Below are 11,107 nucleotides of genomic sequence, written 5' to 3'. Positions count from 1 at the left end.
CCGGTGATCACCCCGACCGGTTTGCCCTCCTCGACCACCATCAACGCGTCCCAATCGCGCAGCGCCTTGCCGGCCGCGCTGACCAGTTCGCCGGCGCCGATCATCGGCAACGGGGGGCTCATGTGCAGCGACACCGCGTCGGCCAGTTTCGCCCGCCCCTCGAAGACCGCGGACAGCAGTTCGCGTTCGGAGACGCTGCCGGCCACCTCGCCCGCCGTCGGCCGGCGGCTACGCGCCCCCACCACCCGGACCGGCGATCCGCACGCTGCCGACGGAGCAGTACACGCCGTGGCTGACCCGCGCGCTGGCCTTCATCATCGACATCCTCCCGTACGTCGTCGTGCACGGCATCGGCACCGCGATCCTGGTCGCCACCCAGCAGACCGCCTGCATCACCGACGTCACTCAGTACTCGGTCAACCAGTACTGCGCCACCCAGAACTCGACCGTCGGCATGGTGGCGCAGTGGCTGGCGTCGATCATCGGGCTGTTCTATTTGATCTGGAACTACGGCTACCGGCAGGGTGCCACGGGCTCGAGCGTCGGCAAGTCGGTGCTGAAGTTCAAGGTGGTCAGCGAAGTCACCGGTCAGCCGCTGGGCTTCGGGATGTCGGTGGTGCGCGCGCTGGCGCACTTCGTCGACGCGATCATCTGCTTCATCGGTTTCCTTTTCCCGCTGTGGGATTCGAAGCGCCAGACGCTGGCGGACAAGATCATGACGACGGTGTGCCTGCCGATCGACGGCGCCGAGAGGCCGGCCGTCACCTAGGCTGAGCGTCGATGAGCGACGACGCACCCCACGAGTTCACCGGACTGGCCACCAAAGCGATCCACGCCGGCTATCGGCCGGACCCGGCGACCGGCGCGGTGAACGCCCCGATCTACGCCAGCAGCACCTTCGCCCAGGACGGCGTCGGCGCCCTGCGCGGCGGGTTCGAATACGCGCGCACCGGCAACCCGACCCGGACCGCGCTGGAAGCCGCGCTGGCCGCCGTCGAAGAGGGCGCCTACGGGCGGGCCTTCGGGTCCGGCATGGCCGCCACGGACTGCGCCCTGCGCGCGGTGCTGCGGCCCGGCGACCACGTCGTCATCCCGAACGACGCGTACGGCGGCACCTTCCGGCTGATCGACAAGGTCTTCACCCAGTGGAACGTCGAGTACACCCCGGTCGCCCTGCATGAGCTGGACGCCGTCGCCGCCGCGATCACGCCGCGAACCCGACTGATCTGGGCGGAAACGCCGACCAATCCGCTGCTTTCGATCGCCGACATCGCCGCCCTGGTCGAGCTGGGCCGGCAGAGTTCGGCAAAGGTGTTGGTGGACAACACGTTTGCCTCGCCCGCGCTGCAGCAGCCGTTGACGCTGGGTGCCGACATCGTGCTGCACTCGACCACCAAATACATCGGTGGACACTCCGACGTGGTGGGCGGCGCGCTGGTCACCAACGACAAGGAGCTGGACGAGGCGTTCGCGTTCCTGCAGAACGGTGCGGGCGCGGTGCCCGGCCCGTTCGACGCCTACCTGACCATGCGCGGCCTGAAGACCCTGGTGCTGCGCATGCAGCGGCACAGCGAAAACGCTTCGGCCGTTGCGGAATTCCTCGCCGGGCATCCCGCGGTGGGCACGGTGCTCTATCCCGGCCTGCCCTCACACCCCGGCCACCAGGTTGCCGCGCGGCAGATGCGCGGCTTCGGCGGCATGGTTTCGGTCCGCATGCGCGGCGGCCGCGCCGCCGCCCGCGACCTGTGCGCCAAGACCCGGGTGTTCATCCTGGCGGAGTCCCTGGGCGGGGTGGAGTCGCTGATCGAGCACCCCAGCGCCATGACGCATGCGTCAACGGCCGGGTCGCAATTGGAAGTCCCCGACGATCTGGTGCGCCTGTCGGTCGGCATCGAAGACATCGCCGACCTGCTGGCCGATCTGGAGCAGGCCCTGCACTAGCGGCGATCGCGAGCGCGAATGCCCTGTTAGCCGGGCGCACGTGCGATCGCGCCCGGCTGGCCGGGCGCTCGCCTGACGCGGGGGGCTAGGAGTGGTAAGGCTCCGCGCTGACCAGCGTGACCTCGACGGTGTTGCCGTTGGGCACCACGTAGCTGCGGGTCTCGCCCTCCTTGGCGTCGATCAGGGCGCCGCCCAGCGGTGAGTTGGGCGAGTAGACCTCGAGCTTGCCGTCGTTGACGCCCTCCTGGCGGGTGGCGATCAGGAAGGTCTCGGTGTCGGACTTGTCGCCGTTGTAGTAGACCTTGACCACCGAACCGGGCAGCGCGACGCCGGACTGCTTGGGCGCCTCGCCGACCTTGGCGTTGTTGAGCAGGTCCTGCAGCTGGCGGATGCGGGCCTCTTGCTGGCCCTGCTCCTCGCGGGCGGCGTGGTAGCCGCCGTTCTCGCGCAGGTCGCCCTCCTCGCGGCGGTCGTTGATCTCCGCGGCGATGATCGGACGATTCGCGATCAACTGGTCGAGCTCGGCCTTGAGCCGGTCGTGTGACTCCTGGGTCAGCCAGGTCACGGAAGTGTCCGTCATCTCGTCGTGCTCCTCGTATGTTGTTCCGCGAGTCCGCGTTGAGTCCTGTTAGCTCCGCCGCCCGGTGTGCGCGGGTGCCTCCCCGTGTGCTGCCGCTCCGTTTTGCTCACGTCCGCTAATGCAGCAACACGGTCCCAACCGGAACCGTGCATTCACCCATGTTACCACCGCGCAAACAGTTGATGACCCCATATTCGCAGTTCGCTGTGGATCTGCGAGGTCACGCCGGGCGCAGGTAGGCGGGCACATCGGTGCCGCAGCCATAGATGTCGGCGACCACCGGCGGCTCGAAGGATTTCACCGTCGTGGTCACCTGCACGGTGGCGGCATCCGACGGCGGGACCAGCAGTTCCCGGCGGCCCGTCTCGCTGCCGTCCTTCGACCGGACCCGCACGATGCAGTCCACCGGCCGGGACGGGTCCGATCGCGTCACGCTGATCGTTATCGACGCGGTCTGGTCGTCGATCACCCGATAGCCAGCCGTCGTCCCCTTGACGTCGCTGGTGCCGAACCGGTGATAACCGATGACGGCAATGACGAGTCCGGCCACCACGACCAGCGCGCCCAGCGTGACGATCACCCACCGCCGGGGGACGCGCGACAGCCGGGAGCGCCCATAGCGGGCCTCCGGACGCGGAATCGGGGCTTCGGTCATGGCTGATTTCGCCTGGTGGTGGGCTGCCCGGCACCGGCCGACAGCATGCAACGAACTAGGAACTGGAATTATAGGGTCAGACCGGGCGACCACCAGAAGTGACAAAGGGAGCACGTGAGCGAATTGCGGTTGATGGCGGTGCACGCCCACCCCGACGACGAGTCCAGCAAGGGCGCGGCCACGCTGGCCCGCTACGCCGACGAAGGCCATCGCGTCCTGGTGGTGACGTTGACCGGCGGTGAGCGCGGCGACATTCTCAACCCGGCGATGGACCTGCCGGAGGTGCACGGACACATCGCCGAGATCCGCCGTGACGAGATGGCCAAGGCCGCCGAGATCCTCGGCGTCGAGCACACCTGGCTGGGTTTCGTCGACTCGGGATTGCCCCAGGGCGACCCGCCGCCGCCGCTGCCCGAGGGCTGTTTCGCGCTGGTGCCGCTCGAGGAGTCGATCGGGGCGCTGGTCCGCGTGGTCCGCGAGTTCCGTCCGCACGTGATGACCACCTACGACGAGACCGGCGGCTACCCCCACCCCGATCACATTCGCTGCCACCAGGTTTCGGTGGGCGCGTACGAGGCGGCCGGCGACTACCGGCGCTTCCCCGACGCCGGCGAACCGTGGTCGGTGTCCAAGCTCTACTACAACCACGGGTTCCTGCGGGCCCGGATGCAGCTGCTGCACGACGAAGCCGTCAAGCACGGCCAGGAACCGCCGTTCAAGAAGTGGCTCGAGCACTGGGACGCCGCGCACGATCCGTTCGAGTCCCGGGTGACCACGCGGGTCGAATGCTCGGCGTACTTCAGCCAGCGCGACGACGCGCTGCGGGCGCACACCACCCAGATCGACCCCGACCACGACTTCTTCGCCGCTCCGATCGCCTGGCAGCAACGGCTTTGGCCCACCGAGGAATTCGAGTTGGCCCGCTCGCGGGTCCCGGTGTCGCTGCCCGAGGACGACCTGTTCGCCGGGATCGAGAGCGACGCGTGAACCACCTCTTTCTCGTCGTGACCGCCGCCGGCTGGCAAGCCGACGGGCCCCCACACCACACCGGTCCCGACTTCGGCAAGGCCAGCCCGGTCGGGCTGCTCATCGTCGTATTGCTGGTGATCGCCACGCTGTTTCTCATCCGGTCGATGAACCGGCAGCTGAAGAAGGTGCCGGAATCGTTCGATCCCAAGCACCCGGAACCCGACCAGGCCGCCGACGAGGGCACCGACACGGTCGACCCCTCCACCACCCCGGACGACGGGGGCGGCCCGCCGCGCGCCGCGGGACCCGGCGATGAGCCCGGCTGACCCGGCAGCGACGAATACCCTTGGGCTGGCGACCAGTCCATACCTGCGCCAGCACGCCGACAACCCCGTGCACTGGCAGCAATGGACCCCCGAGGCGCTGGCCGCCGCCGCCGAGCGCGACGTGCCGATCCTGCTCTCGGTGGGCTATGCCGCCTGCCATTGGTGCCACGTCATGGCCCACGAATCGTTCGAAGACGACGACGTGGCCGCCGCGATGAACGCCGGGTTCGTCTGCATCAAGGTCGACCGTGAGGAACGCCCGGACATCGACGCGGTGTACATGAACGCCACCGTCGCGCTCAACGGGCACGGCGGTTGGCCGATGACGTGCTTCCTGACGCCGGATGGCCGACCCTTCTTCTGTGGCACCTATTACCCGAAAGAGGGTTTCCTGCAACTTCTTTCGGCCGTCTCGACCACTTGGCGGGAGCGCCGTGGCGAGGTCGAGGAGGCCTCCGACCGCATCGCCGGCGAGTTGCGCCGGCTCTCGTCCGGTCTGCCGGGCGGTGGTCCTTCCATAGCGCCGCAGCTGTGCGACCACGCCGTCGCCACGGTGCTCGAGGACCGCGACGCGGTGCACGGCGGGTTCGGCGGTGCGCCCAAGTTCCCGCCGTCGGCGTTGCTCGAGGCGCTGCTGCGCCACTTCGAGCGCACCGGCTCACCGGAGGCGTTTACGGCGGTGACCCACACCGGCAACGCGATGGCCCGCGGCGGCATCTACGACCAGCTCGGCGGCGGCTTCGCTCGCTACAGCGTCGACAACGCCTGGGTGGTACCGCATTTCGAGAAGATGCTGTACGACAACGCGCTGCTGCTGCGCGCCTACGCGCACTGGGCCCGGCGCACCGGGGACCCGCTGGCGCGCCGGGTCACCGCGGCGACCGCCCGGTTCCTGCTCGTCGAGCTGGCCGACGGTGGGATGTTCACCTCGTCGCTGGACGCCGACGCCGACGGCCGCGAGGGTTCGACCTATGTGTGGACACCGGCGCAACTCAACGAGGTGCTGGGGCCTGACGACGGCCCTTGGGCGGCAAGGGTTTTCGCGGTCACCGAGAGCGGAACGTTCGAGCACGGCACCTCGGTGCTGCAGGCCCCCGCCGATCCCGAGGACTCGCAACGGCTGGAGCGCGTGCGTGCCGCGCTGCTGACGGCCCGCCGCGCCCGGGTCCAGCCCGGGCGTGACGACAAAGTCGTCACCTCCTGGAACGGCCTGGCGATCACCGCGTTGGCCGAGGCCAGCGTGGCGCTCGACGAACCCGAATTGGCGCAGGCGGCAATGCGTTGCGCGCGAACGCTGTTGGATTTGCACGTCGTCGACGGCCGGTTGCGACGCGCCAGCCTGGGCGGGGTGGTCGGCGACAGCGCCGCCATCCTCGAGGATCACGCGATGCTGGCCACCGGCCTGCTCGCGCTGTACCAGCTCACCGCCGAGGACACCTGGCTGACCGCGGCCGCCGAGCTGCTCGACACCGCGCTGGCCCATTTCGCTGACCCCCAGCGGCCCGGTCGTTGGTTCGACACCGCCGACGATGCCGAGCAGTTGGTGCTGCGGCCGGCCGACCCGCTGGACGGGGCGACCCCGTCGGGGGCGTCGTCGATCACCGAGGCGCTACTGACCGCGGCGCACCTGGTCGACGGCGACCGCACCGAGCGCTACCTGCGGGCGGTCACCGCCTCGCTCGGCGCGCACTCGGTGCTGCTGGAGCGCGCGCCGCGGTCGGCCGGACACTGGCTGGCCGTCGCGGAAGCCGCGGTGCGCGGGCCACTGCAGATCGCGGTTGCCTGCGATCCGTCGGCGTCGGCTCTGTTGGCCGAGGCCCGTCGGCTGGCGCCCGGCGGGGCGATCGTGGTGGGCGGGCCGGTGGATTCGTCGCCGCTGCTGGCCGGCCGGCCCCGAGTCGCAGGCGCCGACGCCGCGTATGTGTGCCGCGGCCAGGTGTGCGACCTGCCGGTCACCACCGCGCCCGAACTGGCGGCCGCCCTGGGTGTCCCCGGTCACTGAGCCGATGGTGGTGACCCGTCCCCCGCAAGCGGGCGGGGTCCCCGCGGAGCTGGGGAGTGCCCCCGGCGCCCGGCGCTCGGCCGCGCCGTGCTGGCGATCACCACTGAGTCGATGGTGGTGACCCGCGGCGCCCGGCTGCGCCGTGCTGGCGATCACCACTGAGTCGATGGTGGTGACCCGCGGCGCTCGGCTGCGCCGTGCTGGCGATCACCACTAGCGCGGGTTACCCTGCCTCCCATGCCGACTGCCGCCAGGACCGAAGCGATCCGGAACACGGTCAACCGTTACATCGAACTGGTCGCCAAGGGCAGCGCCGACGATCTGGTCGAGCTGTACGCCGACGACGCCACCGTCGAGGACCCGGTCGGCGGCGAGGTGCACATCGGGCGCCAGGCGATCCACGGCTTCTACTCCGCGGTCAACGACCTGCAGCGCGAATGCGAACTGGTGACGCTGCGCGTCGCCGGCAACGAGGCGGCCTTCCAATTCCGGCTGACCGTGACCGCGGGCGAGCACCGGATGGTGATCGAGCCGATCGACGTCATGGTCTTCGACGGCAGCGGCAAGATCGCCTCGATGAAAGCTTACTGGTCGCCGGAGGACGACGTCTCCCAGGGCTAGCGGGGCAGCGATGCCGGCTCAGCCGCCCGCCAGCCAGGCGTGGTCGCCGGTGTAGAAGACCGCGAACCACATGGCGATGTAGTGCAGAATCGCCGCGATCGCGGTGAAGGCGTGGAAGAACTCGTGATAGCCGAACGTTTGCGGCCACGGGTCCGGCCAGCGCAGGCCGTAGAAGATGCCGCCGACGCTGTAGAACACCCCGCCCACCGCCAACAGCACCATCGCGGCCACGCCGGCCTGGTGCAGGATCGTGGGAGCGAACCAGACGGCCACCCACCCGAGCAGCAGATACAGCGGCACACCGACCCAGCGCGGCGCCGTCGGCCAGCACATCTTCAACGCGATCCCGGCCGCCGCGCCGCCCCACACGATGCACTGCACCAGCACCCCGGTGTTCTGGGGCATGACAAGCCGCGCGAACGGCGTGTAGCTGCCGGCGATGAACACGAAGATCATCGAATGGTCGAGCTGCTTCATCCGGCTGCGTGCGACGGCGGACTTCCACTGCACCCGGTGATAGGTGGCGCTGACCGCGAACATCGCCACCGTCGCCGCGGCGTAGACCAGCGTCGAGTGGCCGGCGCGCGGCGAGGCGACGGCCCACGACACCGACACCAGCGTGGCGCCGGTGATGATGGCCAGCCACGCCGAGACGAAGTGGATCCAACCGCGCATCCGGGGCTTGCCGAGGAACTGGGCGGCACCCTCGACTAACTGTTCGACGGTGTTGCCCGGAACGATCGACTCGCCTTCGGGCTCCGGGTTGGGGACGGTGCTGGTCTGACTGCTCATGGCTCCTGTGTCTTGTCTTCGCATCTGTTTTGTTCTTCGCAACGCGGGATTCCGAAGTCGCCAGGGGCTGTTCAAGAACCAGAGTAGTCAGGGATCGTTACAGCATCGTCTCGGCTGCTCAGGTGACCGGGCCGAAACGAGAACCGGTGAATAGATCACCGCTGGCAGTAGGGTGAATGGTCGTGGAAATCATTCCGCCGCGCCTCAAAGAGCCGCTGTACCGCGTCTACGAGCTGCGGCTGAGGCAGGGCCTGGCCGCCTCGAAGTCCCAGCTCCCGCGCCACATCGCCGTGCTGTGCGACGGCAACCGCCGGTGGGCCCGCGACGCGGGATACGAGGACGTCAGCTACGGCTACCGGATGGGCGCCTCCAAGATCGCCGAGATGCTGCGCTGGTGTCAGGAGGCCGGCGTCGAAATGACCACCGTCTACCTGCTGTCCACCGAGAACCTGCAGCGCGATCCCGACGAGCTGGCCGGGCTGATCGAGATCATCACCGACGTCGTCGAGGAGATCTGCGCGCCGGCCAACCGCTGGAGCGTGCGCACGGTCGGGGACCTGGAACTGCTCGGCGACGAGCCGGCCCGCCGATTGCGCGACGCCGTCGAGTCCACGCCCAGCGTCGCGCCCTTTCACGTCAACGTCGCCGTCGGCTACGGCGGCCGGCAGGAAATCGTCGGCGCGGTGCGCGCGCTGCTGAACAAGGAGCTCGCCAACGGCGCCACCGCCGAGGAACTCGTCGACGCGGTGACCGTCGACGCCATCTCCGAGAACCTCTACACCTCCGGACAGCCCGATCCCGACCTGGTGATCCGCACCTCGGGCGAGCAACGCCTGTCGGGATTTCTGCTGTGGCAGAGCGCTTATTCGGAGATGTGGTTCTGCGAAACGCACTGGCCGGCGTTCCGCCGCGTCGATTTCTTGCGCGCGCTGCGCGACTACAGCCGGCGGGATCGCCGGCACGGCAAGTAACCGCGAAGCTCTTAAGGGCCCGCCCGGCTGCGTGCCACACTTAGGACATGGCTGCGCTGTCGGCGGTGGTGTTCACGCTGAGCGCCTGGCTGGGCCTGTATCTGCTGTCCCGTGATCCGCGCAAGCCCGTCCTGGTACTGGCGGCGATCGGACTGTGCGGGTTCGCGCTCGTGGTGGGCCTGGATGCTGTTCGGACCGCCAGCCCCGCCCATGCCCAGCTGCTCAGCCGGGTCGAGATCTACCTGGCGGCGGTTCCCGGTGTCGCGTGGTTCGCGGTGCTCGTCGAGCTGTCCCGGCCCAGCGACGGCTGGCGCTCGCGCACCCGCGAGGTGTTGCTGGTGGCCGGCGTCGCCGCGCTGACCCTGTTCGGGGCGGTGCTGGCCGGCAGCGTCGACGGGCCGCTGCGGCCGGGTCACTGGGTGATGTTCGCGGTGATCTCGGTGTCGACCCTGGGCGCCGGGGCGGTCGCGTTGCGCCGCCCGCGCCGGCCGAGGCTCTCCGTGGGACTGGCCGTCACCGCGACCCTGTTTTTCGCGCTGGCCAACGCGATCCTGATCATTCCGCTGGGACTGGTGCCCAGCTGGGTCGCGCTGGCCTCGACGAGCTGTGACGTCCTCGGGCTCGGGGTCGCCGTGGCGCTGTGGGACGCGTTCGACGAGGGCCACGCGCTGCGCCCCGACATGCTCCGGTCGTTCGCCGGTTCGGTCGCGGTGGCGGTGCTGTTCGGCGGTCAGGCGCTGATCGGGTTGGCGGTGACCCGCGACGACCCCGCCGCGCGGACCGCGCTGACGGTGCTGCTGTTCACCAGCCTGGCGATCGCGATCACCGTGCAGGTGCTCGCCGATCCGCTGGCCGGGGTGCTCGACCGGCTGGCGTTCTCGAAATCGCCTGCGCTGCGGGCGGATCGGGCCGCACTGCGGCACACCGGGGCGGCGCTGCCGCTGCGCCAGGAGCACCCGCTCGCCGGCGTCGACGACGTCACTTTCGTGCGGCTCACCCGCCGGGCGCTGGGCCACTACGGCGACCTGAGCAAGCTGGTCGCCAGCCCGCTGACGGCGTTGCCGGTGATCGATGAGCGGCTGGCCGCCCGCGGCGCACCCGACCAGCCGATCGAGCGGGCCAACGAACTCAAGGCGGTGCTGGCCGAGGGCATCTCGCGGCTCAAGCCGCGCGACGGTGGCGACTTCGGCACCACCGAAGAGTGGCGGTACTACAACTCCCTGTATTTCCCCTACGTCGTCGGGGTGCGCGCCTATGCGCAGAACGCCACCGCCTCGGGTCTGGATCCGATCGCGCGGCAGGCCTGGCACTGGTTCGTCACCGAGGTGCCCCAGCGCTCGCTGCACAACTGGCAGAACGCCGCGGCCCGGCTGATCGCCGCCGATCTTCGGGGACGGATCCCGGTTCCCAGCGACTAGACCCACGTGGGGCGCGACCACCGGATGGCACAGCGCCGTGGACCCGCGCTCCTGTGACCCGTGGGGCCACTGGGCCCGCCAGACTGGCGCGTGTCAAATATTTACCCGCCGACGGGAATAGCCGGGTGAACCACCTCGTCTTTGTATCCGTGGCATGAGTTGGCAGTGCCACGAGTCGATATGGCAGTGCACTGGCGGCACCCTCAAAGCTGTTCGACCCACCCGCCACCGCGAGGAGTAAGCACATGAGCTCTGTTACCGGCGTATCCAGCATCCCGACCAGGCCCCTCTACGACGCGACCGACTCGCTGTTGCGGTTCGCGGTGCGCGCCGACGCGACCCTGACAGGGTTGTTCGGTCTGACCATCGCTTTCCTCGCCGACCCGCTTTCGTCGCTGACGGGCCTGACGTCCTTCCAGGAGTACGGCGTGGGCGTCTTGTTCGTGCTGGCCGGACTGCTGGTGTTCAGCCTCGGGGCGCTGCCGGACCTGCGCCGCGTCGGCGTCAGCGTGTTGGTGGTCAACGTCGCATTCACGCTGGCTTCGATCGTGGCCGCGGAAGCGCTGCCGCTGACCGCTACCGGCGTCGCGCTGACACTGGCCACCGGCGCCTACACGGCGGCGTTCGCCGGGCTGCAGTACCTGGGATTGCGTCGCCTCGCGGCGTGACCGGCCGCGCCGGCCGCGCCGTCAGAGCTTGCGCAGCCGCAGCCGGTTGATGGAGTGGTCGGCGTCCTTGCGCAGCACCAGGGTGGCGCGCGGCCGGGTCGGCAGGATGTTCTCGACGAGGTTGGGGCGGTTGATGGATCGCCAGATCTCGCGGGCCGCGGCCA

The 11,107-nt window shown here is 69.5% G+C and carries 11 protein-coding genes and 3 pseudogenes; 9 read left to right on the top strand and 5 right to left on the bottom strand.

The annotated features are described in order from the left end of the window. Positions 1–257: pseudogene (locus tag A5646_RS23935) on the bottom strand (CBS domain-containing protein); the annotation flags it as partial. Here A5646_RS23935 and A5646_RS23930 point away from each other — a divergent pair. Both A5646_RS23930 and A5646_RS23925 read left to right on the top strand, forming a co-directional pair. After that, positions 203–769, top strand: a pseudogene (locus A5646_RS23930) (RDD family protein); the annotation flags it as partial. The pseudogenes A5646_RS23935 and A5646_RS23930 overlap by 55 nt on opposite strands. An 11-nt stretch (positions 770–780) precedes the next feature. Next, positions 781–1,941: a cystathionine gamma-synthase gene (locus A5646_RS23925; protein ID WP_066876969.1), complete on the top strand. Its 1,161-nt coding sequence runs from the start codon at positions 781–783 to the stop codon at positions 1,939–1,941. An 85-nt stretch (positions 1,942–2,026) separates the two neighbouring features. Here the strand turns inward: A5646_RS23925 and greA are convergent, their stop codons facing one another. Together greA and A5646_RS23915 are read right to left on the bottom strand one after the other, a co-directional pair. Then, positions 2,027–2,521, bottom strand: a complete 495-nt coding sequence (greA, locus tag A5646_RS23920) for a transcription elongation factor GreA (RefSeq protein WP_066862299.1) — start codon at positions 2,519–2,521, stop codon at positions 2,027–2,029. Between the two features lie 220 nt (positions 2,522–2,741). Then, entirely contained in the window at positions 2,742–3,176 is a 435-nt protein-coding gene (locus A5646_RS23915) for a DUF4307 domain-containing protein (protein WP_066862296.1), read from the bottom strand. 114 nt (positions 3,177–3,290) lie between these two features. On the opposite strand from A5646_RS23915, the gene mca reads away from it, so the two are divergent. The 4 genes from mca to A5646_RS23895 all read left to right on the top strand — a co-directional run bounded on the left by mca (position 3,291) and on the right by A5646_RS23895 (position 7,094). Beyond that, positions 3,291–4,163 (top strand): mycothiol conjugate amidase Mca, encoded by an 873-nt coding sequence (mca, locus tag A5646_RS23910; protein ID WP_066862293.1) that lies wholly within the window; start codon positions 3,291–3,293, stop codon positions 4,161–4,163. Beyond that, entirely contained in the window at positions 4,160–4,471 is a 312-nt protein-coding gene (locus tag A5646_RS23905; RefSeq protein ID WP_066862289.1) for a hypothetical protein, read from the top strand. The genes mca and A5646_RS23905 overlap by 4 nt, the downstream gene beginning before the upstream one ends. Continuing rightward, on the top strand, positions 4,458–6,473 hold the full coding sequence (locus A5646_RS23900; RefSeq protein ID WP_067024683.1) for a thioredoxin domain-containing protein: 2,016 nt from the start codon (positions 4,458–4,460) through the stop codon (positions 6,471–6,473). The genes A5646_RS23905 and A5646_RS23900 overlap by 14 nt, the downstream gene beginning before the upstream one ends. Before the next feature lie 237 nt (positions 6,474–6,710). Further along, the gene (locus A5646_RS23895; RefSeq protein ID WP_067024680.1) at positions 6,711–7,094 is read left to right on the top strand and encodes a nuclear transport factor 2 family protein; all 384 of its coding nucleotides are present in this window, start codon (positions 6,711–6,713) and stop codon (positions 7,092–7,094) included. 18 nt (positions 7,095–7,112) lie between these two features. On the opposite strand, the gene A5646_RS23890 is transcribed toward A5646_RS23895, so the two are convergent. Further along, positions 7,113–7,886: a hemolysin III family protein gene (locus A5646_RS23890; protein ID WP_067024677.1), complete on the bottom strand. Its 774-nt coding sequence runs from the start codon at positions 7,884–7,886 to the stop codon at positions 7,113–7,115. 182 nt (positions 7,887–8,068) lie between these two features. Here A5646_RS23890 and A5646_RS23885 point away from each other — a divergent pair, with 182 nt between their 5' ends. From A5646_RS23885 to A5646_RS23875, 3 genes are all read left to right on the top strand, one after another. Continuing rightward, positions 8,069–8,857 carry a (2Z,6E)-farnesyl diphosphate synthase gene (locus A5646_RS23885; RefSeq protein WP_007776629.1) on the top strand — a complete coding sequence of 263 codons (789 nt, stop codon included), beginning with the start codon at positions 8,069–8,071 and terminating at the stop codon, positions 8,855–8,857. A gap of 47 nt (positions 8,858–8,904) precedes the next feature. Further along, entirely contained in the window at positions 8,905–10,275 is a 1,371-nt protein-coding gene (locus tag A5646_RS23880) for a hypothetical protein (RefSeq protein ID WP_066860136.1), read from the top strand. A gap of 245 nt (positions 10,276–10,520) precedes the next feature. Continuing rightward, positions 10,521–10,943: a hypothetical protein gene (locus A5646_RS23875; RefSeq protein WP_066876959.1), complete on the top strand. Its 423-nt coding sequence runs from the start codon at positions 10,521–10,523 to the stop codon at positions 10,941–10,943. 21 nt (positions 10,944–10,964) lie between these two features. On the opposite strand, the pseudogene A5646_RS28510 reads toward A5646_RS23875, so the two are convergent. Then, positions 10,965–11,107, bottom strand: a pseudogene (locus A5646_RS28510) (type I pantothenate kinase); the annotation flags it as partial.

It is taken from the genome of Mycobacterium sp. 1245499.0, from assembly GCF_001673615.1.
GTDB classification, from domain to species: Bacteria; Actinomycetota; Actinomycetes; order Mycobacteriales; family Mycobacteriaceae; genus Mycobacterium; species Mycobacterium europaeum_A.
Note: the sequence above shows the minus strand (reverse complement) of the source record. Positions and strands in the feature narration are given on the sequence as shown.

Bases quoted from the DNA above. Each gene is read 5' to 3' on its own strand.
- A5646_RS23875 (WP_066876959.1), top strand. From the start codon at position 10,521: ATGAGCTCTGTTACCGGCGTATCCAGCATCCCGACCAGGCCCCTCTAC.
- A5646_RS23895 (WP_067024680.1), top strand. From the start codon at position 6,711: ATGCCGACTGCCGCCAGGACCGAAGCGATCCGGAACACGGTCAACCGT.
- A5646_RS23890 (WP_067024677.1), bottom strand. From the start codon at position 7,886: ATGAGCAGTCAGACCAGCACCGTCCCCAACCCGGAGCCCGAAGGCGAG.
- A5646_RS23915 (WP_066862296.1), bottom strand. From the start codon at position 3,176: ATGACCGAAGCCCCGATTCCGCGTCCGGAGGCCCGCTATGGGCGCTCC.
- greA (WP_066862299.1), bottom strand. From the start codon at position 2,521: ATGACGGACACTTCCGTGACCTGGCTGACCCAGGAGTCACACGACCGG.
- A5646_RS23900 (WP_067024683.1), top strand. From the start codon at position 4,458: ATGAGCCCGGCTGACCCGGCAGCGACGAATACCCTTGGGCTGGCGACC.
- A5646_RS23925 (WP_066876969.1), top strand. From the start codon at position 781: ATGAGCGACGACGCACCCCACGAGTTCACCGGACTGGCCACCAAAGCG.
- A5646_RS23880 (WP_066860136.1), top strand. From the start codon at position 8,905: ATGGCTGCGCTGTCGGCGGTGGTGTTCACGCTGAGCGCCTGGCTGGGC.